General features: G+C 66.1%; 22 protein-coding genes. 7 read left to right on the top strand and 15 right to left on the bottom strand.

The features are described 5' to 3' along the window. The first annotated feature begins 64 nt into the window (after positions 1–64). Entirely contained in the window at positions 65–859 is a 795-nt protein-coding gene (locus tag VNQ78_RS16105) for a class II glutamine amidotransferase (RefSeq protein WP_325691594.1), read from the top strand. Positions 860–922: 63 nt separating this feature from the next. Here VNQ78_RS16105 and ureG read toward each other — a convergent pair whose 3' ends face one another. The 11 genes from ureG to VNQ78_RS16050 all read right to left on the bottom strand — a co-directional run bounded on the left by ureG (position 923) and on the right by VNQ78_RS16050 (position 7,943). Next, on the bottom strand, positions 923–1,549 hold the full coding sequence (gene ureG / locus VNQ78_RS16100; RefSeq protein ID WP_325691592.1) for an urease accessory protein UreG: 627 nt from the start codon (positions 1,547–1,549) through the stop codon (positions 923–925). Then, entirely contained in the window at positions 1,546–2,178 is a 633-nt protein-coding gene (locus VNQ78_RS16095; RefSeq protein ID WP_325691590.1) for an urease accessory protein UreF, read from the bottom strand. Before VNQ78_RS16095 ends, ureG begins: the two co-directional genes overlap by 4 nt. A 1-nt stretch (position 2,179) precedes the next feature. Continuing rightward, a complete protein-coding gene (locus VNQ78_RS16090) occupies positions 2,180–2,650 on the bottom strand; it encodes an urease accessory protein UreE (RefSeq protein ID WP_325691588.1) in 471 nt (156 codons plus the stop codon). 25 nt (positions 2,651–2,675) lie between these two features. Further along, a complete protein-coding gene (locus tag VNQ78_RS16085) occupies positions 2,676–2,894 on the bottom strand; it encodes a hypothetical protein (protein ID WP_325691586.1) in 219 nt (72 codons plus the stop codon). Between the two features lie 109 nt (positions 2,895–3,003). Beyond that, the gene (gene ureC / locus VNQ78_RS16080; protein ID WP_325691584.1) at positions 3,004–4,704 is read right to left on the bottom strand and encodes an urease subunit alpha; all 1,701 of its coding nucleotides are present in this window, start codon (positions 4,702–4,704) and stop codon (positions 3,004–3,006) included. Beyond that, complete coding sequence (locus VNQ78_RS16075) at positions 4,705–5,103, bottom strand: carboxymuconolactone decarboxylase family protein (RefSeq protein ID WP_325691582.1); 399 nt, start codon at positions 5,101–5,103, stop codon at positions 4,705–4,707. Then, positions 5,103–5,918 carry a cyclase family protein gene (locus VNQ78_RS16070; RefSeq protein ID WP_325691580.1) on the bottom strand — a complete coding sequence of 272 codons (816 nt, stop codon included), beginning with the start codon at positions 5,916–5,918 and terminating at the stop codon, positions 5,103–5,105. The genes VNQ78_RS16075 and VNQ78_RS16070 overlap by 1 nt, the downstream gene beginning before the upstream one ends. Positions 5,919–5,940: 22 nt before the next feature. Then, the gene (locus VNQ78_RS16065) at positions 5,941–6,249 is read right to left on the bottom strand and encodes an urease subunit beta (protein WP_325691578.1); all 309 of its coding nucleotides are present in this window, start codon (positions 6,247–6,249) and stop codon (positions 5,941–5,943) included. Continuing rightward, entirely contained in the window at positions 6,246–6,794 is a 549-nt protein-coding gene (locus VNQ78_RS16060) for a HupE/UreJ family protein (protein WP_325691576.1), read from the bottom strand. Before VNQ78_RS16060 ends, VNQ78_RS16065 begins: the two co-directional genes overlap by 4 nt. Before the next feature lie 9 nt (positions 6,795–6,803). After that, complete coding sequence (locus tag VNQ78_RS16055; protein ID WP_325691574.1) at positions 6,804–7,106, bottom strand: urease subunit gamma; 303 nt, start codon at positions 7,104–7,106, stop codon at positions 6,804–6,806. A gap of 27 nt (positions 7,107–7,133) precedes the next feature. Further along, positions 7,134–7,943, bottom strand: coding sequence for an urease accessory protein UreD (locus VNQ78_RS16050; RefSeq protein WP_325691572.1), 810 nt, complete (start codon positions 7,941–7,943; stop codon positions 7,134–7,136). Between the two features lie 199 nt (positions 7,944–8,142). Between VNQ78_RS16050 and VNQ78_RS16045 the strand changes: the two genes are divergently transcribed. Genes VNQ78_RS16045 through VNQ78_RS16035 form a run of 3 tightly spaced genes read left to right on the top strand, consistent with a single transcriptional unit; the run spans position 8,143 to position 10,293 of the window. Beyond that, positions 8,143–9,435 (top strand): adenylosuccinate synthase, encoded by a 1,293-nt coding sequence (locus VNQ78_RS16045; protein WP_325691570.1) that lies wholly within the window; start codon positions 8,143–8,145, stop codon positions 9,433–9,435. 1 nt (position 9,436) lies between these two features. Then, positions 9,437–9,649, top strand: a complete 213-nt coding sequence (locus VNQ78_RS16040; RefSeq protein ID WP_325691568.1) for a DUF2842 domain-containing protein — start codon at positions 9,437–9,439, stop codon at positions 9,647–9,649. Continuing rightward, positions 9,646–10,293 carry a thiamine diphosphokinase gene (locus VNQ78_RS16035; protein ID WP_325691566.1) on the top strand — a complete coding sequence of 216 codons (648 nt, stop codon included), beginning with the start codon at positions 9,646–9,648 and terminating at the stop codon, positions 10,291–10,293. Before VNQ78_RS16040 ends, VNQ78_RS16035 begins: the two co-directional genes overlap by 4 nt. Positions 10,294–10,341: 48 nt before the next feature. Here VNQ78_RS16035 and VNQ78_RS16030 read toward each other — a convergent pair whose 3' ends face one another. The 3 genes from VNQ78_RS16030 to VNQ78_RS16020 form a co-directional block, all read right to left on the bottom strand. Next, positions 10,342–11,286 (bottom strand): ABC transporter permease, encoded by a 945-nt coding sequence (locus VNQ78_RS16030; RefSeq protein WP_325691564.1) that lies wholly within the window; start codon positions 11,284–11,286, stop codon positions 10,342–10,344. Beyond that, entirely contained in the window at positions 11,279–12,286 is a 1,008-nt protein-coding gene (locus VNQ78_RS16025) for an ABC transporter permease (protein WP_325691562.1), read from the bottom strand. The genes VNQ78_RS16030 and VNQ78_RS16025 overlap by 8 nt, the downstream gene beginning before the upstream one ends. Before the next feature lie 63 nt (positions 12,287–12,349). After that, the gene (locus VNQ78_RS16020) at positions 12,350–14,050 is read right to left on the bottom strand and encodes a peptide ABC transporter substrate-binding protein (protein WP_325691560.1); all 1,701 of its coding nucleotides are present in this window, start codon (positions 14,048–14,050) and stop codon (positions 12,350–12,352) included. 235 nt (positions 14,051–14,285) lie between these two features. Between VNQ78_RS16020 and VNQ78_RS16015 the strand changes: the two genes are divergently transcribed. From VNQ78_RS16015 to VNQ78_RS16005, 3 genes are all read left to right on the top strand, one after another. Then, the gene (locus VNQ78_RS16015) at positions 14,286–16,124 is read left to right on the top strand and encodes an ABC transporter ATP-binding protein (RefSeq protein WP_325691558.1); all 1,839 of its coding nucleotides are present in this window, start codon (positions 14,286–14,288) and stop codon (positions 16,122–16,124) included. 9 nt (positions 16,125–16,133) lie between these two features. After that, positions 16,134–17,477, top strand: a complete 1,344-nt coding sequence (locus VNQ78_RS16010) for an FAD-binding oxidoreductase (protein WP_325691556.1) — start codon at positions 16,134–16,136, stop codon at positions 17,475–17,477. A 63-nt stretch (positions 17,478–17,540) separates the two neighbouring features. Further along, positions 17,541–18,710 (top strand): M20 aminoacylase family protein, encoded by a 1,170-nt coding sequence (locus tag VNQ78_RS16005; RefSeq protein WP_325691554.1) that lies wholly within the window; start codon positions 17,541–17,543, stop codon positions 18,708–18,710. Between the two features lie 88 nt (positions 18,711–18,798). Here the strand turns inward: VNQ78_RS16005 and lpdA are convergent, their stop codons facing one another. After that, the gene (gene lpdA, locus VNQ78_RS16000; RefSeq protein ID WP_325691552.1) at positions 18,799–20,190 is read right to left on the bottom strand and encodes a dihydrolipoyl dehydrogenase; all 1,392 of its coding nucleotides are present in this window, start codon (positions 20,188–20,190) and stop codon (positions 18,799–18,801) included. Positions 20,191–20,199: the final 9 nt, after the last annotated feature.

Below are 20,199 nucleotides of genomic sequence, written 5' to 3'. Positions count from 1 at the left end.
ACTTTCGGATGATTCCCCTTAGCTTTCGTGCAAAGCTCGGGGAAAAGCACGAAGGGGGACAGGCATGTGTCGCTGGGCAGCCTATATCGGCAGTCCGATTTTCCTTGAGGACGTGATCTGCCGGCCCGGTCATTCACTGGTCCGGCAAAGCCATGGCGCGACGCGCTGCCACACGCCGGTCAATGCCGACGGCTTCGGCATGGCCTGGTATGGCGAGCGCGAGGAGCCGGGGCTCTATCGCGACGTCATGCCCGCCTGGTCGGACAGCAACCTGAAAAGCCTGACCGCCACCCTGAAATCGCATCTTTTCCTCGCGCATGTGCGAGCCTCGACCGGCACCGCGACCAGCCGGAACAACTGCCACCCCTTCGTGGTCGGCCGGTGGAGCTTCATGCATAACGGCCAGTTCGGCGGCTATGAAAGCTATCGCCGCCATGCCGAGGTGCTGATCCCCGACGAATACTACCCGCATCGCAAGGGCGCGACCGACAGCGAGGCCCTGTTCCTCACCGCGCTCGGCGAGGGGCTGGAGGCGGACCCCGCAAGCGCCATGGCCCGCGCCACCGCACGTTTCGAGGCGCTGGCGCGACAGCGGGGCGAAGCGCCGCATGTCCGCCTGACAGCGGCTTTCTCGGATGGAAAACGGCTCTACGCGCTGCGCTATGCCAGCGACGAACAAGCCCCCACGCTCTATCATCGCTGGTCCGATAATCGGAGCGGGCGCGCCGTGGTGTCCGAACCTCTGGAAGGCGACGAAGATGACTGGCTCGAAGTCCCGGCTCAAAGCTTCTGCATCTTCGAAGGCGCGGACGTCGTCGTCACGCCCTTCCTGCCGCGCCCGCTGACCGCAGCGGCCTGATCTTTCACCGTTTTCCAAATACCCAAGCCCTGAGACAGGCAAGCCGCGAAAGGCAGGGGCAGGTCACTCCGCCGCCGCCAGCGCCAATCCGCCCTCGCGGACGAGAAATCCGACGATCTCCTCCACGCCCGCGCCATGACGCAGCCGGGCCATGACAAAGGGCCGCCCGTCCCGTGCCGCCCGCGCATCGCGCTCCAGCAGGTCGAGATCGACGCCCACATGTGGGGCAAGATCGGTCTTGTTCACCACCAGCAGATCGGATCGCGCGAGGCCCGGCCCGCGCTTGCGCGGAATGTCCTGCCCGGCGGCGGTGTCGATGACATAGATGGTCAGATCGGCCAGTTCCGGGCTGAAGGTCGCGGCCAGATTGTCGCCTCCCGATTCGATCAGGATCAGCTCCAGATCGGGGAAGGCTGCGCGCAATTCCACCACGGCGGCCAGGTTGATGCTCGCATCCTCGCGGATCGCGGTATGGGGGCAGCCGCCGGTCTCGACGCCGCGGATGCGCTCGGCGGGGAGGACCTGCGCGCGCATCAAGGCCTCGGCATCCTCGCGCGTGTAGATGTCATTGGTGATCACCGCCATGGACAGGCGCGGCGCGAGGGCGCGGGCAAGCTGCTCGGTCAGGGTGGTCTTGCCGGCGCCGACGGGGCCGCCGATGCCGACGCGCAGGGGGCCGTTATGGCTCATGTGCGGAAGATCCTCACGTTCAGGGTTTCATGCCGCATGGCCGCAAGTTCGGCCCCGAAGCAGCAGGTTTCAAGCGCCTCTGGTCCGGCTGAGGCGGCACGCCCGGCGACATCGGCGATGACGGGATGGAGGCCCGCCAGCACCCTTTGCCCTTGCACCTGACCCAGCGGCAGGAACCGCGTCGCGGCCGAGACGAGGTTGCCGGCAAAGGCGTGGAGGTAATGCGCGATCACCTCGGTCGGGGGCAGGCCAAGCCCGCGCGCCGCCATCCCTACGGCCACCGGCAGGGGATGGGGCGGAATCGCCGCGCCGGTCAGCGCCGCGACCGTAGCGGCGAAGGCGCGGCCCTGTTCCATAGTCTCGCGCAGCCGCTCGGCCGATCCGGCCTGCGCTTGGGTAAGGGCGGACAGGTCTTCGGGATCGCTGCCGCGCAGGACCAGCCCCAGCACCACCGCATCGGTCCAGCCCGCACCATGGCGCAGCACATCCGCGACCCAGATTCCGACTCCATCGGCATCGCGCAATCCGTCGGCCATGGCCTGTTCAAGCCCGTGCGAATAGGCAAAACCCCCGGTCGGGAAGGCCGGGGACAGCCATTGGATCAGCGAAAGGCGCGCGAGTGGGGACATTTCAATGCGAATGGAGGCCGGGGCCATGGTCATGGCCCAGCGTGCGGCCATGCCCATAAGCGCCACCCTCGGGGGCAAATGCCGACATGGTGGGGGTCACCGCTGCGCCAAGGCCACGCAGCATGGCGTCGAGCACATGATCGGCGCGGATCAGCAGATGATCGTCAAGGATCTGGCAGGGGGTATGGCGATTGCCGATATGCCAGGCGAGGCGAGGCAGCGGCCCCTCGACCCGCAGGCAGGGCTCCATCGCGGCAATGACGCCGACCAGCGTGCCATCGTCGAGGCAAAAGGCGTCGCCGGGATCGAGGCTGACGGTCTCGGCCAGATCGACAAGGAATGAGGTTCCGGCGCGTGAGATCAGCCGCTTGCGGCGCAAAAAGCGCCCCTCGTAGTCAAGGGTGACGCTGTCTTCGGCAGGTGTCGCGCGCAGGATGCCGGTCGCGCGGAACTGAAGCAGGGGCGCGCTCATCGACGCGCCCCCCGATTGCCCAGGCTCAGATCCAGGTCAGGTCCCGGAACACATGATAGGCGATGCCCTCGCGCTTGATGCCCAGTTTGGCAAGCTCGGCGTCCGACTTGGCCTCGAGGGCCTCGATTTGCGACCGGCGCGAGCGATGCTCGACATAGCTGGTCATGAACCGGCCGATGCGGGCCAGGATTGCATCCACGCGGCCGCGAAGGGTCGGAGCGAATTCGGTCGATTGAATAGCCATTGGAAACCCTTTCGGTATTGGCGAACGGTTTCCTCCCATGCCCTTGAATATAGGTAATCATTCTTGCCTCATCCATGGCGTTTTTTGCAATGCTGCCTTGCGGGGCGCATCAGAACAGGAAGTAACGCTGCGCCAGCGGCAATTCGGTCGCTGGCTGGCAGGTCAGCAGCTCGCCATCGGCGCGAACCTCATAGGTCTCGGGATCGACCTCGATCTGCGGGGTCGCGGCATTGAGCTTCATGTCCGCCTTGCCGATGCCGCGCGTGCCACGGATGGCGATGGCGGATTTCAGCATCTCCGCACCGACCCCGGCATCGAGGCCGGCCTGCGATACGAACGTGACGCTCGACGCCTGCATGGCCCGGCCCATTGCGCCCCACATCGGGCGCATATACATCGGCTGCACCGGGATCGACCCGTTCGGGTCGCCCATCTGCGCCCATGAGATCATGCCGCCGACCAGCACCATCTCGGGCTTTGCGCCGAACATGGCCGGGTCCCAGATCACCAGATCGGCGCGCTTGCCGGGCTCGATCGAGCCGATCTCATGCGCGATGCCATGCGCGATGGCGGGGTTGATCGTGTATTTCGCGACATAGCGGCGGGCGCGGATATTGTCGTTCTGGCCGGTCTCGTCCCCCAGCCGACCGCGCTGGACCTTCATCTTGTGGGCGGTCTGCCATGTCCGAGTGATGACCTCGCCCACGCGGCCCATCGCCTGACTGTCCGACGAGATGACCGAGAACGCGCCCATGTCATGCAGGATGTCCTCGGCCGCGATGGTCTCGCGCCGGATGCGGGATTCGGCGAAGGCCACGTCCTCGGGCACGCGCTTGTCGAGGTGGTGGCAGACCATCAGCATGTCGAGATGCTCTTCCAGCGTGTTCGCGGTGAAGGGCCGGGTCGGGTTGGTGGAACTGGGGATGACGTTCGCCGCGCCGACCAGCCGGATGATGTCCGGGGCATGGCCGCCACCCGCGCCCTCGGTATGGAAGGCGTGGATGGTGCGGCCCTTGATCGCGGCCAAAGTGTTCTCGACAAAGCCCGACTCGTTCAGCGTGTCGGTATGGATCGTGACCTGCACGTCCATCCGATCGGCCACCGTCAGGCAGCAGTCGATCGCGGCGGGGGTGGTGCCCCAGTCCTCGTGCAGCTTCAGGGTCGAGGCCCCGGCGCGCACCATCTCCTCCAGCGCCTCGGGGCGGGAGGCGTTGCCCTTGGCCGAGATCAGCATGTTCACCGGCACCGAATCCATCGCCATCAGCATCCGGCCGATATGCCACGGCCCCGGCGTGCAGGTGGTGGCGAGCGTGCCATGCGCCGGGCCGGTGCCGCCGCCCAGCATCGTGGTGATGCCGGAGGAAATCGCGTCCTCAATCTGCTGGGGGCAGATGAAATGGATATGCGCATCCATGCCGCCTGCGGTGACGATCCGGCCCTCGCCCGCGATGATCTCGGTCCCCGGCCCGATGACCAGCGTGACGCCGGGCTGGGTGTCGGGGTTGCCGGCCTTGCCGATCCCGGCGATGCGGCCATCCCTCAGCCCGATATCGGCCTTGTAGATGCCGGAATGGTCGAGGATCAGGGCATTGGTGATGACCGTGTCCATCGACCCGCCCGCGCGGCTGACCTGTGACTGGCCCATGCCGTCGCGGATGACCTTTCCCCCGCCGAACTTCACCTCCTCGCCATAGGTGGTCAGGTCGCGCTCGACCTCGATGATGATCTCGGTATCGCCCAGACGGATACGGTCTCCGGTGGTCGGGCCATACATCTGGGCATATTCGGCGCGGGAAATGGTCAGGGCCATTCAGTCCTCCTTGAAACGCTCGTCCACCGGCACGGCGAGGGCGGTGGCAAGGGCATTGGTCTGGCTGGCCATGGCGATCACGGCCAGCAATTCGGCATGCTGTTCGGGCGTCATCCCCTTGGCCTTCGCGGCGGCGGTATGGGAATGGACGCAATAGGTGCAGCCATTGGCGGTCGAGACCGCGATATAGATCAGCTCCTTGATCAGCGGATGCAGCGCGCCGGGGGCCATGACATGGGCCGCGCGTTCCCATGTGGCGCGCAAAAGCTCGGGGTCATGGGCCAATGCGCGCCAGAAGTTGTTGACGTAATCGGTGCCGCGCGCCTCGCGGATCTCGTCAAAGACCGCGAGGCTGGCGGCGGGCGCTTCGCCATCGGACAAAAGGGGAAGCGTCGCCATCAGATCATCGCCAGAATGCGGGCCGGACCGCCGGTGCCCCGAGCATGTTTCGGCGCGCCGACAAAGATCGTGGCGCCCGTCGCGGGAAGCTGGTCGACATTGGCGAGGTTCTCGATCCCGTAGCGCCCGCCCGGCAGCCATGAGTTATGGACCGCGAAATCCGCCGAATTACCGGGATCGAGCGAAAGGCTGTCGCTGGCAATCGCCGCCGCCCCCATTTCGGCCAGAAGGTCGGTCGCGGATTTCCCGAAACCGGGGAAGGCGAATTTGCCATCGGGCGTATTGCGAAACTCCGGCGTCGCGACCTTGGCCCCCCAGCCGGAATTCATCGCCACGCAAGCGCCCGCAGGGATCTCGCCATTGGCGGAAACCCATGCTTCGACATCCTCCGCCTCAAGCGCGGCATTCGCGTCGTCACGCGCCTTGGAGGTAATGTCGATGACGCAAAGCGGGCAGATCAGCGATTCAGCCGGAAGCTGGTCGACCGAGGCGCCGTCCTTCGAGAAATGCAGCGGCGCGTCGATATGCGTGCCGGAATGTTCGAAGATGGTCAGCTTCCAGAGCTGGTAGCCCGACTTGTCGAAATTCACCGCCTCCTCATAGGCGATGCCGGGCACGCCGTCGAAGGTCGGGAATTTCTCGTCGAAAACATAGGTCAGATCGACGACCTTGCCGGTCGATTGCGCCAGCGCCGGGCGGGCGCTGATCGCGCTGGCGGCAATGGCGGCCACGCCGCTGGCCGCCGCGCTCATGAACAGGTTGCGGCGGCTCAGCATTGACGCCTTGACGCCTTCGATCACGCAGGCATTGCACATTCCCAGTCCTCCCCAAAAAAGGTCAGTCCAGCGGACCCATGACCTTGCCGTTGAAACCCCAGATTTCGCGTCCCCCAAGATAGGGGATCAGCCGCACCTCGCGCATCTGGCCGGGTTCGAAGCGGACGGCGGTTCCCGCCGCGATGTCGAGCCGCATCCCCCGTGCCGCCGCGCGATCGAAGTCGAGACCGGGATTGGTCTCGGCGAAATGGTAATGGCTTCCGACCTGAACCGGACGGTCGCCGGTATTGGCGACCATCAGGGTGATCGCATCGGACCCGGCATTGAGGGTCAGCTCGCCCTCGGCCGGAAAGATCTGCCCCGGGATCATGGCATCACCGCCAGCGCCAGACCAGCCGCAGCGGTCACGGCACCAAGGATGCGGCTTGCCCCGAGCTTGCCAAGGCCGATGCCTGCAAGATGCAGCGCCGCCGTCGCGAGGACGAAGCCCGCGGCATAGGCGGCAAGACCGGCTGCCGGTCCCTCGGCCCCATGCGCATGGCCGTGGAACAGGCCGAACAGCGCGACGACCGGCAGGGCAAAACCCAGCGAGGGGCGCAGCGCCAGCGCCACCGCCAACCCGAGGATGACCGAGGAGGCGAGGATCATCGGCTCCACCGCCGGCAGATGAACCCCCGCCGCGCCCAGCACACCGCCCAGGATCATCGTCGCCACGAAGCCCAGCGGCAGCGCCCAGAGCCCGCGCCGGTCGGTCGAGGTAGCGGCCCAGAGCCCCACCGCCACCATGGCAAGGATATGATCCACGCCGCCCAGCGGGTGCATCCAGCCTTCGGTGAAGGGGGCCGCGTGGCCCGGATGGCCGGGATGCGCAAAAGCCATTGTCGGCATCAGCAGAAAGGGAAGAAGTTTTTTCATCTCAGCCTCTTACCGGATGGGATCATGGACGGTAACCAGCTTGGTGCCGTCGGGAAAGGTGGCCTCGACCTGGACCGAATGGATCATCTCGGGGATGCCGTCCATGCATTGCCCGCGCGTGATCACATGGGCGCCCGCCTCCATCAGGTCGGCGACGGAGCGCCCGTCGCGCGCGCCCTCGACCACGAAATCGGTGATCAGGGCGATGGATTCGGGATGGTTCAGCTTGACGCCGCGCGCCAGCCGGTTGCGCGCCACCATCGCGGCGACCGAAACCAGCAGCTTTTCCTTTTCGCGGGGAGAGAGGTTCATGGACGGATCGGGCTCCTCAGGTCGAATTCAGATCTGCCAGACGCGGGGCAGGGGGCCGGGGCGGATGGCGTGAAGAAGGCGGATAAGGGTCCGGCGCAGCGGCCAGCCATCCCCGGCCATCAGCCGCGCGATCAGCTTGCCGTCGAAGGCGCTGGCCGCGCCGTCCGGTCCCAGAGCCACGCGCGTGCGCTCCAGCCGATCGGCGGCGTCGGGCGCGACCAGAATTAGCGTCGCAAAGGCGCGGCAGCCCGCCAGCATCGCGGGGCCGGCGCCACCTGCCAGTGCGGCATCGTCCAGCCGCAGGTTCTCGATAAAGACGGGCCTACCCCCGCGCGTGATCCGGCGGCGATCGGTCAGGTCAAGCTGGCGCACCGTCTCGCCCATGGCGGCGCGGCCCAGCACCAGCGTCTCGACCCAGAGGCAGGTCGCGTCGGGGGCCAGCGCGACCTCCTGCTCGCGGTGAAGGGCCGAGCGGTCGAAAAGGATGGTCTCCTGCGGCAGCAGATCCAGATGCGCCCCCGGTCCGACGCCGAACCGCGCCAGGACGCGCGCCCGCCCGGTCGTGCTGCGATAGGCGCGCTCGGCCGTCTGGGTGGTCGCGATCAGGCGCGTGCCCGCCTCCTGCTCGACCGAAATCTCCATCCGGTCGCCTCCGGTCAGCCCGCCCGAGGTGTTCAGCATCACCATTTCGCATCCCGGCGCGGGGGGCAGCATCGCCTTGGCGCTGCCGGCCTGATAAAGCCGGGCAAGCCGCGTGGCGCCCCGCGAAAAGGCGAATCCGGCACGAAGCGTGCCATGCGCGCGGGGCAATTCGGGTGTCAGGTTCTGGTGCAGCATCACGCCCTCTTGCCCAACCCATGCGCAAAATCAGGTCGATTTCGCAATGGCGCGGCGTAGCTGTCCATCGATTCTAAACGCGCAGATCAAATTTTCAGCGGAACGCCCAAAAATTAGCCAATGGGGATTCAGCTTTCACCCTGCGGCCTCAATGATTATACCCGTTCCCGGCATTCATGACCTTCAGAAGGAAACCAACATGGCCAATGTGGTGGTCGTCGGCGCGCAATGGGGCGACGAGGGCAAGGGCAAGATCGTCGACTGGCTCTCCGAACGTGCGGATGTGATCGCGCGGTTTCAGGGCGGCCATAACGCCGGCCACACGCTGGTCATCGGGAACGAGGTGTTCAAGCTGTCGCTGCTGCCCTCGGGCATCGTGCGCAAGGGCAAGATGGCCGTGATCGGCAATGGCGTCGTCCTAGACCCCTGGGCGCTGTTCAGCGAGATCGCCAAGCTCGAGGCGCAGGGGGTCGAGATCAGCCCCGAAAACCTGATGATCGCGGAAAACACGCCGCTGATCCTGCCGCTGCATCAGGATCTCGACAAGCTGCGCGAGGAAGCCGCCGGCGCCTCCAAGATCGGCACCACCGGGCGCGGCATCGGTCCCGCCTATGAGGACAAGGTCGGCCGCCGCACCATCCGCGTCGCCGATCTGGGGGATGAGGAAACGCTGGATTCGCGCCTCGACCGGCTGCTTGCCCATCACGACGCGCTGCGCGAGGGTCTTGGCGCGACGCCGATCGACCGGGCCGAGCTGCGCGCAAAGCTGCTGGAAATCGCGCCGAAGCTGCTGCAATACGCCCAGCCGGTGTGGAAGGTGATGAACGACTACCGCAAGGCGGGCAAGCGCATCCTGTTCGAGGGCGCGCAGGGCTCGCTTCTCGACATCGACTTCGGCACCTATCCCTATGTCACCTCCTCGACCACCATGTCGGGCATGGCGGCCAGCGGCACCGGCATGGGCCCCAGCGCCATCGGCTTCGTCCTGGGCATCGTCAAGGCCTATACCACCCGCGTCGGGTCCGGTCCCTTCCCGACCGAGCTTGACGATGCAGACGGCCAGCGCCTGGGCGAGCGTGGCCATGAATTCGGCACCGTCACCGGCCGCAAGCGCCGCTGCGGCTGGTTCGATGCGGTGCTGGTGCGCCAGACCTGCGCGATCTCGGGCGTGAACGGCATCGCGCTGACCAAGCTCGACGTGATGGACGGGTTCGAGACCATCAAGATCTGCACCGGATACGAGATCGACGGCACCCATTACGACCACCTGCCGACCGCTGCGGCGCTGCAGGCGAAGGTCACCCCGGTCTATGAGGAAATGGAAGGTTGGACGGAATCGACGCAAGGCGCGCGGAGCTGGGCCGACCTGCCGGCGAATGCGATCAAATATGTCCGCCGGATCGAGGAGCTGATCCAATGCCCGGTGGCGCTGCTCTCGACCTCGCCCGAGCGTGACGACACGATCCTCGTCACCGATCCCTTCGCGGACTGAGATGGACCTCAAGGCGCGCAAACGCTGGTCGCTGGTCATCCTGCTGGTCGGGCTGCCGGTCTATATCGTGGTGGCGGTCACGCTGGTCAACCTGATGGACAGCCTGCTGGGCCGCCAGCCGATCCTGCTTGAGCTTGCCGTCTATGTCGCGCTCGGGATCCTCTGGATCCTGCCCTTCCGCCGGGTCTTCTCCGGCATTGGCAAGGGCGAATGAGCGTCCTTGCCAGCCTCCGGCCGGTCACGCTGGTCGGGGGCGCGCCCTTTCCCCGCGCGGATCTGGATGCGGCGCTGGCCCTGGCGCCGGTGGTCGCGGCGGCGGATGGCGGGGCCGATGCGGCGCTGGCCCATGGCCTGATGCCCGAGGCGGTCTTCGGCGATCTGGATTCCCTCTCGGATGCCGGCCGCGCTGCAATCCCGGCGGATCGCCTGCACCGGATCACCGAACAGGAACATACCGATTTCGAAAAATGCCTGTCGCGGATCGACGCGCCGCTGGTCCTTGCCGTCGGTTTCGCGGGCGCCCGGCAGGACCACTTCCTCGCCGCTCTGAACACGCTGGCCCGGCGCGTCGGGCCGCCCTGCATCCTGATCGCAGGCGATGACGTCATCGCCCTCGCCCCCCGGCGGATCACCCTCGATCTCGCGGCAGGGACGCGGGTTTCGCTTGTGCCGATGGGCCGCGCCTCGGGCCGCTCCACCGGCCTCAAATGGCCGATCGACGGCCTCGACTTCGCGCCCGATGGCCGCGTCGGCACCTCGAACGAGGCGAGGGGGCCAGTCATGCTCAGCGACATCCACGGCCCCATGCTCCTGATCCTGCCGCGCGCCACCCTCTCGACGCTCGCCGCCGCCCTCTGAGGCAGTCGTTTCACCGTTTCTTAAATACCCGACCGCGACCCTGCCGCTCTAGCGGCGCCGGGTGCGGGGATCCATCGCGTCCCTTAGCCCGTCGCCGATATAATTGACCGACAGCACCGTCAGCGAGATGAACAGCCCCGGCAGGATCACCCGCCACGGATATTGCTGCATCTGATCCACCGCGTCGTAAAGCAGCCGCCCCCAGGTCGGGAAATCCGGCGGAAAGCCGAGCCCGAGGAAGGAAAGCGCGCTTTCCGTGATGATCGCGGTCGCGATCCCCAGCGTTGCCGCGACCATGATCGGCGACAGCACATTCGGCAGCACATGGCGCAGGATCATCCGCAAGGGCGGCGTCCCGATCGACCGCGCGGCAAGGATGAACTCGCGCTCCTTCAGGCCCAGCACTTCGCCTCGGACGATGCGGGCGGTCTGCATCCATGAGGTGACGCCGATGGCCGAGACGATCAGCAGGAAAGTTCCGCCCGCCGGTCCCATCGCCTTTCCCAGCGGCTCGCGGAACAGCGTCACCATCAGCAAAAGCAGCGGCAGCAGCGGCAGGGCCAGAAACAGCTCGGTCACGCGCATCAGGGGCGCATCCAGCGCCCGGAAAAAGCCCGAGAGGATGCCGATCAGGCTGCCCAACGTCAGTGCGATCGACATTGCGGTCAGCCCGACGGCGAGCGAGATCCGCCCGCCCGCCATCAGCCGCGCCAGCATGTCGCGGCCAAGCTGGTCGGTGCCCAGAGGGTGCAGCCACGAAAACCCCTGATTGCGGGCGCGGATGTCGACGAATGTCGGCTCGACCCGCCAGACCAGCGGTCCCAGCAGCGCAAAGATCAGGATCGCCGCGAAAAGCGCCAGCGCGACCATCGCGCCGCGATGGCGGCGGAACTGCCGCCAGACATCCTGCCACTGGCTACGGGCGGGGCTTGCGGGGGCGGCGGCATTGGCCGCGCCTTCCTCGACCAGCAGGGGCAGTTGCGGGTCACTCATAGCGGATCCTCGGGTCGAGGACGCCATAGAGTAGATCGGCGACCAGCGTGAAGGCGACGATCAGGATCGCAAAGATGAAGGTCAGGGTCATCACCATGGGTATGTCATTGGAGTTGATCGCGAGGATCAGCAATTGCCCCAGCCCGTTCACCTTGAAGACCTGCTCGGTGATGATCGCGCCGCCGAAGACCGCGGGCAGACCCAGCGCGATGACGGTGACGACCGGGATCAGCGAATTGCGCAGGACATGCTTCAGCACCACGACGCGCTCGCCCAACCCCTTGGCGCGGGCGGTGCGGACATAGTCCTGACGCAGGTTGTCCAGCATCGAGGCGCGCATGAACCGGCTGATCTGGGCAGCGTTGAAGAGCGACAGCACCGTGACCGGCATCGCCATCTGCCGGACCTGCACGACGAAGCTGCCCCAGTCGGTGACGCGATGCGTGGTGTCATAGATCGACGGGAACCATTGCAGCTTGATCCCGAAGACGATGATCAGCACGACCCCGGTGAAGAAGGTCGGCAGCGAGAACCCCACCATCGAGACGAAGGTGCCGATCTGGTCGAACCAGCTATATTGCCGATAGGCCGAGATGATCCCGATCGGCAAGGCGATCAGCAGGCCGATCAGATAGGACAGCCCCACCACCGTCAGGGTTTGCGGCAGGCGCTGGGCGATCACGTCAAAGGCCGGGCTGCGGGTCTGGAAGCTGATGATGCGCTGCATCCCCTCGCTGAAGCCGGTGCCGAAGACATGGTCGACCCAATGCAGCGGCTCGACCCAGAAGAACTGCTTCAGCCATAGCAGATAGCGGATATACCAAGCCTGCCCGAGGCCAAGCGCCTCGCGCATCTTCTCCTTGACCTCGGCCGGGATGGTCAGGGGAATGTCGCCCAAGGGATCGCCGGGCGATGCCTCGAGCAGCAGGAAGATCACCAGCGAGATGAACAGCAATGTCGGGACTGCCAGCAGCAGTCGACGCAAGGCATAGACCAGCATGACACCCTCTCATGCGCAGGAATGCGGATGGATGCGCCCCGGATTGCCGGGGCGCGTCGGGCGTCACTTCACGCGGTACCAGTCCGCGACGTTCCAAAGCTCGCTGTCCCAGGTGTTCAGCACCACCCCGCCCAGACTGTTCGCATGGGCCGAGACACGGCCGCGATCGACCAGCGGAACGATGGTCATGCTGTCCTTGGTGATCATGTCGTTGAGCTTCCTTGCAATTGTCGCGCGCTCCTCGATCTTCGCGGTCTTGCCAAGCTCGACGATCAGCTTGTCATATTCCGGGTCGCAATAGCGGTTCACGTTCTCGCCCTGCCATTGCGATTCGGGGCTGGGCACCTTCTCGCAGGTGTAATGGGCAAGATAGGGCTCAGGATCGGTGCCGTCGAAGTTGTTGGCATACATCTCGACATCGGCATAGAAGCGCTGGAACGTGTCGGGCGAGCCCGCGTCGCCGCCGAAGAAGACCGAGGCATCGACGGTCTTCAACTCGGTCGAGACGCCGATATCCTGCCACCATTGCTTGATCAGGGCCTGGAAATCCTGCCGGATCGGGTTCACCGAGGTCTGGTAGAGCAGGTGCAGCTTCTTGCCGTCCTTCTCGCGGATGCCGTCGCCGCCGACCGTCCATCCCGCCTCGTCCAGCAGCGCCTTGGCGCCGTCCACGTCCTGCGTCAGGCAGCCGGTATTGTCCGAGGCGAAGATCTCGGGCGCGGGGACGAGGTTGCAGGTCGGCCGCCCCGCCTCGCCGAACCCGATCTCGGTCAGCAGGGTGCGGTCGATCGCCATGCTGAGCGCGCGCCGCACGCGCTCGTCCGACAGGATGGGGTGGGGGTGCTTGGTGGTCGCGCGCTCGCCCTCGGGCAGGTCGGGCGAGGGGTCGGTCATGTTCATCTCCATCCGCTCGACCAGCGTGCCGAAGCCGGTGACGATCTTGCCCTTGCCGGCGGCCGCCATGCCCTTCAGCGTGTCCGGCGGAACCAGCGTGTTCCAGGCATAGTCGAACTCTCCGGTCTCGAGGACCGAGCGCGCCGCCGCCGCCGCATCGCCCCCGCCCTTGATCACCGCCTTGGCAAAGGCGGGTTTCGCAGGGTCGCGATAGTTCGGATTGGCCTCGAGCGTCACGGCGTCGTTCGTGCGGAATTCGACCACGCGGAACGGGCCGGTGCCGATCGGGCCGAAATTCTCGGCCGTGCAGGCCGAGGCGCCGGTGCCCGCGCATTTCTCGAACTGCGCCTTTTGCAGGATCGGCGATTGCGAGCCGGAGAAGGCGGTGAAGGGGTTCGGGCGCGGCTCATCGAAATGGATAACGACGGTCAGGTCGTCCGGCGTTTCGATGCTTTCGATGCCCTCGTAACGGGCAAGCTGCGCGCAGCCGCCTTCGGGATGCATGCAGTAATCGGCGGTGAACTTCACGTCCGCCGAGGTGACGGGCGAGCCGTCCGACCATTTCAGGTCCGGCTTCAGCTTCCAGGTGACGGTCTTCAGATCCTCCGAGATGCCGCCATTCGCGGTGCTGGGGATTTCGGCGGCGAGTCTGGGGTAGACCACGCCCTTTTCGTCGAACCCGGCCAGCGGTTCGATCACCAGTGACGAAGCCTCGAGATCCTTGGTGCCCGAGGAGAGGTAGGGGTTCAGGGTCGAGGGCGCCTGCCAGTAGATGATATTGACTTGTCCGTCCGTGCCACGCTCTGCGAAGGCAGCGGGGGCCATGGCGGCGGTCGCCACTGCGCCCAGCATCAGGGTCTTCAATCTCATTGCTAACTCCTGTTGGACTGTTGGTTGTCCGCCGGGCTTCCGGGCTGTCTTTTCTTGTTCTTTCCGTGCCTTCCCATGCCTGCCGTGCTGAAGGCATCATTGCCTGCGGAACAGGGCCCGAGTTTCGGACAGGTGCCGCGAAAAAAGCAAGAATCAAGTTCGCTCCCGAAAGATGTTGCAATATGGCCGTCCGGTTTTAGCCTTCGGATTGATCAACAGGCATAAGGGCCGCCCGATGCTTGACGCCGATGAGAGCCTGCCGCTCGTCTCGATCCGCGGGCTGCGCGTGACGTTCCAGACCAATGACGGCCCCGTCACCGGCGTCGAGGAGCTGAGCTTCGACATCGCCGCCGGGGAATGCGTCTGCGTGGTCGGCGAGTCGGGTTCGGGCAAGTCGGTCAGCTCGCTCTCGCTGATGCGGCTGGTCGAGTTCGGCGGAGGAGAGATCGCGCAGGGTCGACTGCTCTTCCAGCGGGACACCGGCGTCGTCGATCTGGCCAAGGCCCGGCAAGGGATCATGCGCGACATTCGCGGCAACGAGATCGCGATGATCTTTCAGGAGCCGATGACGGCGTTGAACCCGGTCTTTACCGTGGGCAACCAGCTTTCAGAGGGGCTGATCACCCATCGCGGCCTGACCCGCAAGCAGGCGCGGGTGCGGGCGCTGGAGCTTTTGCGCGAGGTCCGCATCCCTGAACCCGAGCGGCGGCTGGGGCAATATCCGCATGAGCTTTCGGGCGGGATGCGCCAGCGCGTCGTCATCGCCATGGCCATGGCCTGCCGCCCGCGGCTGCTGATCTGCGACGAGCCGACGACCGCGCTCGACGTCACCATTCAGGCCGAGATCCTTGCCCTGATCGACCGGCTGAAGCGCGAAACCGGGATGGCGGTCCTCTTCATCACCCATGACATGGCCGTGGTGGCGCAGATGGCCGACCGCGTCGTGGTGATGCTGCGCGGCAGGAAGGTTGAGGAGGGGTCGGTCGCCGAGATCTTCGATGCCCCGCGCGAGGCCTATACCCGCGCGCTTCTGGCCGCGGTGCCGCGTCTGGGCGAGATGACCGGCCGCGACGCGCCCGAGCCGATGCGCCTGATGCACAGCAAAGGGGCAGGCGAGGCTGCGCCGGTCCGTCCGCGCGATCCCGAGCCTTTGCTGGTGGTCCAGAACCTCTGCACCCGTTTCGCGGTCCGGGGCGGGCTGCTGCGCCGCACCGTGGCCGAGGTTCATGCGGTCGAGGACGTCTCCTTCACCCTCAACCGGGGCGAGACGCTGTCGCTGGTCGGCGAATCGGGCTGCGGCAAGTCGACCACTGGTCGCTCGATCCTGCGACTGGTCCAACCGCATTCCGGCTCGGTCCATCTGGACGGGCGCGACGTTTTGGGCATGACCGCCTCCGGCTTGCGGCGCGCGCGGCGGGACATGCAGATGATCTTTCAGGATCCCTTCGCCAGCCTCGACCCGCAGATGAAGCTGCTGGATCAGGTCGAGGAGCCGATGCTGAACTATGGCATCGGCAACCGGGGCGAGCGACGCGACCGGATCGCGCAATTGTTTGACCGGGTCGAACTGCCGCGCAGTTTCATGAACCGCTATCCGCACGAGATGTCGGGCGGGCAGCGCCAGCGCATCGCCATCGCCCGCGCGCTTGCGCTGAACCCGCGACTGCTGGTCGCAGACGAGGCGGTCTCGGCCCTCGATGTGTCGGTGCAGGCGCAGGTGCTGAACCTGCTGATGGAGTTGCAGCGCGATCTGGATATCTCGATGGTGTTCATCAGCCATGACATGGCCGTGGTCGAGCGCGTCAGCCACCATGTCGCCGTCATGTATCTGGGCCGGATCGTCGAGATGGGCAGCCGCAGGCAGGTCTTTGAAGATCCCCGGCACAGCTATACCCGCCAGTTGATGTCCGCCGTTCCGGTCGCCGATCCCCGCCAGCGGAGGATGAGCGAGGAGCTGCGCTTTCGCCCCATCGCCTCGCCGATCCATCCCGTCAGGCATGTGCCACCCCCCTCCACCTATCGCGAGGTCGCGCCGGGCCATCTGGTCCTTGTCGACCCGTCGACGCATCAGTAAGCGGGCATCATGCAGACTGGTGGCCCGATCTCGATCTCCGATCCCGCGCGTTTCCCCTCGACCCCGCCGGCTCAGGCGGATGTGGTCGTCATTGGTGGGGGCATCGCCGGGGTGATGACGGCGCTTTACCTCGCCGAAGCTGGCCAGCGCGTTACCCTGTGCGAAAAGGGGCGGATCGCGGGCGAGCAAAGCTCGCGCAACTGGGGTTGGGTGCGCCAGCAGGGCCGCGACCCCGACGAATTGCCGATCATGGTCGAGGCGCTGCGGCTTTGGCAGGGGTTGCATCAACGGCTGGGCGATCGGGTGGGCCTGCGCCAGACCGGCACGACCTACCTTGCCCGGACCGAGGCGGATCTGCGGAATTTCACCTCATGGCAGCCGCATGGGGCGGCGCATGGGCTCGACACGCATCTGATGAGCCGGGCCGAGCTGGATGCGATGCTGCCCAGTTCGGCGGGCTGGATCGGGGCGCTGCGGACCTCGAACGACGCGCGGGCCGAGCCGTGGACGGCCGTTCCCGCCATCGCCGAACTCGCGGTCGAGGCGGGCGTTACCATCTGCGAGGATTGCGCCGTGCGCGGGGTCGAGGTGACGGGCGGGCGTGTTTCGGGCGTGGTCACCGAGAAGGGCAGGGTTTCGGCGCCGCTGGTCCTGCTGGCGGGCGGGGCATGGTCCACGCTTTTCGCCGGGAATGCCGGGATCGGTTTCCCGCAGCTTTCGGTTCGCGCGACGGTGGTGGCGACCGAGGCGATGCCCAATTTCCACGCAGGCAACGCGGCGGATTCCGGTTTTGCGCTGCGCCGCCGTCTGGACGGCGGCTATACGTTGGCGCCGGGGATCGGGCATGATTTCTGGATCGGGCAGGCCGCGTTTCGATATCTGAAGGATTTCCTGCCGCAGGTCCGGCGCGACCTGCGCCATACCCGGCTGAGCCCGGCCGCGCCGCGCGGCTATCCCGATGGCTGGGGCACGCAGCGCCGCTGGAGCCTTGATGCCCAATCGCCCTTCGAGCGGCTGCGCGTTCTGGATCCGCCACCGAATCTGGCCCGTATCGAAAGGCTGCGCGGGGATTTTGCCAAGGCCTTCCCCCAGCTTGGCCGCCCCGCGATCCGGCGCGCCTGGGCCGGCATGATCGACGTGACGCCCGATCAGGTGCCGATTCTAGACGAAAGCCCGGTGCCGGGGCTTTTCGTCGCCACGGGTCTTTCGGGACATGGCTTCGGGATCGGGCCGGGGATCGGAAGGGTCATGGCCGATCTGATGCTTGGCCGCGCGCCCGGACATGACCTTTCCCGATTCCGGTTTGCCCGTTTTTCGGACGGATCGAGGATCGAACTCGGCCCGTCGATCTGAACGGGGGCCAAGGCTTGCGGCGGCATCCCAAAACCGCCAATCTTCGGGCGAAGGAGATGTCACATGCCCGTCAAGAACCGCTTCGCCGAACTTCTGCCCGAAATCACCGCCTGGCGGCGGGATTTCCACCAGCACCCGGAACTGCTCTACGAGGTGCATCGCACCGCGGGCAAGGTCGCCGAATTGCTGCGCGGCTTCGGCGTCGATGAAGTCGTCGAGGGGATCGGCCGGACCGGGGTTGTCGGCGTGATCCGCGGGAAAAGCGACAGCCGGGGCCGGGTGATTGGCCTGCGCGCCGATATGGACGCCCTGCCGATCCGCGAGATCACCGGGGCGGAATATGCCTCGGCGACGCCGGGGATCATGCATGCCTGCGGCCATGACGGACATACCGCAATGTTGCTTGGCGCGGCCAAATACCTGGCCGAGACGCGGAATTTCGACGGCACCGCCGTGGTGATTTTCCAGCCCGCCGAGGAGGGTGGCGGTGGCGGTCTCGCCATGGTCGAGGACGGGCTGGTCGACCGCTGGGGCATTCAGGAATTCTTCGGGATGCACAATATGCCCGGCCTGCCCACCGGCAGCTTCGCCATCCGCGAGGGCGCGATGATGGCGGCGGCGGACCAGTTCGACATCGTCGTGACCGGCAAGGGCGGCCATGCCGCGAAGCCGCATGAGACGATCGATACGACGCTGGTTTCGGCCCAGATCATCGTCGCGCTGCAATCCATCGTCTCGCGCAATGTCGATCCCCTGAAGAACGGGGTGGTCTCGGTCTGCGTGGTCGAGACGGATTCGACCGCGCATAACGTGATCCCCCAGGTCGTGGTGCTGAAGGGCACGGCGCGCAGCCTCGACGCCGGGGTGCGGGATCAGCTGGAAGAGGGGATCACCCGCGTCGCCACCAATATCGCCGCCGCCTTCGGCGCGAAGGCGGAGGTCGACTACCAGCGGGGCTATCCGGTCACGATGAACCATCCCGAGGCAACCGGCCATGCCGCCGAGGTGGCGCGGCAGGTCGCGGGCGAGGTCGACATGGACATGGTGCCGCTGATGGCGGGAGAGGATTTCAGCTATATGCTGAACGAGCGTCCCGGTGCCTATATCTTCCTTGGCAATGGCGATACCGCGATGCTGCATCACGGGGCCTATGATTTCGACGATGACGCGATCCCGGCCGGGGCGAGCTGGTATGCCGGCATGATCGAGGCGCGGATGCCGGTTCCGGCCTGAGCGCGCTGCCGGGGGTTTCACACCCCCGGACCCCCGTGGGGTATTTCGGAAACGATGAAAAAGGGGGCCGATGCGGCCCCCTTTCGCGTCAGAAATGGATGGTGCGTCCGTAGGCGGAAAGGACGGATTCGTGCATCATTTCGCTGAGCGTCGGGTGCGGGAAGACGGTCTCGATCAGTTCCACCTCGGTCGTTTCGAGCGTGCGGCCAATGACATAGCCCTGGATCAGTTCGGTCACTTCCGCGCCGACCATATGGGCACCGAGGAGTTCGCCCGTCTTGGCGTCGAAGATGGTTTTCACCAGCCCCTCGGGTTCGCCGAGCGCGATGGCCTTGCCATTGCCGACGAAGGGGAAGCGGCCGACCCTGATATCATAACCCTCGGCCTTGGCCTTTTCCTCGGTCAGGCCGACGGAGGCGACCTGCGGGTTGCAATAGGTGCAGCCGGGGATCGAGTTCGGCTTGATCGGGTGGGGGTGCTGGCCCGCGATCAGCTCGGCGACCATGACGCCTTCATGGCTGGCCTTGTGGGCGAGCCAGGGGGCGCCCGCGACATCGCCGATGGCGTAGAGGCCATCGACGCCGGTGCGGCAATACTCGTCGGTCACGACATGGGTGCGGTCGATCTTGACGCCCAGCTTCTCGAGCCCGAGGTTTTCCACGTTCCCGACGATGCCGACGGCCGAGATGACGGTGTCGAACTCATGCGTCTCGGTCTTGCCGCCGGCCTCGATATGGGCGGTGACCTTACCCTTGGCGCGGTCGAGCTTCTTGACCGTCGCCTTTTCCATGATCTTCATGCCCTGTTTGACGAATTGCTTCTTTGCCAGCGCGGAGATCTCGGCATCCTCGACCGGGAGGACGCGGTCCATCACCTCAACGACCGTGGTATCGGCGCCGAGCGTGTTGAAGAAGCTGGCAAATTCGATGCCGATGGCGCCCGATCCGATGACGAGGAGCTTGCCCGGCATCCGCGGCGGGTTCAGCGCGTGCTTGTAGTTCCAGACCAGATCGCCATCGGGTTCCAGCCCCGGAAGCTCGCGCGCGCGGGCGCCGGTGGCGAGGACGATGGCCTTGCCGGTGACTTCCTCGGTCCCCTTGTCGGTCTTGACGCTGATCTTGCCGGGGGCGGTCAGCGTCGCCTCGCCCATGATCACCGTGACCTTGTTCTTTTTCAGCAGATGGCCGACGCCGCTCGCGAGCTGCTTGGCCACCCCGCGCGAGCGCTGGACCACGGCCGGAAGGTCATAGCCGATCTTGTCGGCGGAGAGGCCGAATTCCTTGGCGCGGTGCATCAGGTGGAAGACCTCGGCCGAGCGCAGCAGCGCCTTGGTCGGGATGCAGCCCCAGTTGAGGCAGATGCCGCCCAGATGCTCACGCTCGATGCAGGCGACCTTGAGGCCGAGCTGGGCGCCGCGAATCGCGCTGACATAGCCGCCGGGACCAGAGCCGATCACCACCATATCGAAGGATTGCGCCATGAAGTCCCC

Source organism: Paracoccus sp. (in: a-proteobacteria) (assembly GCF_035556475.1).
Classification (GTDB): domain Bacteria; phylum Pseudomonadota; class Alphaproteobacteria; order Rhodobacterales; family Rhodobacteraceae; genus Paracoccus.
Note: the sequence above shows the minus strand (reverse complement) of the source record. Positions and strands in the feature narration are given on the sequence as shown.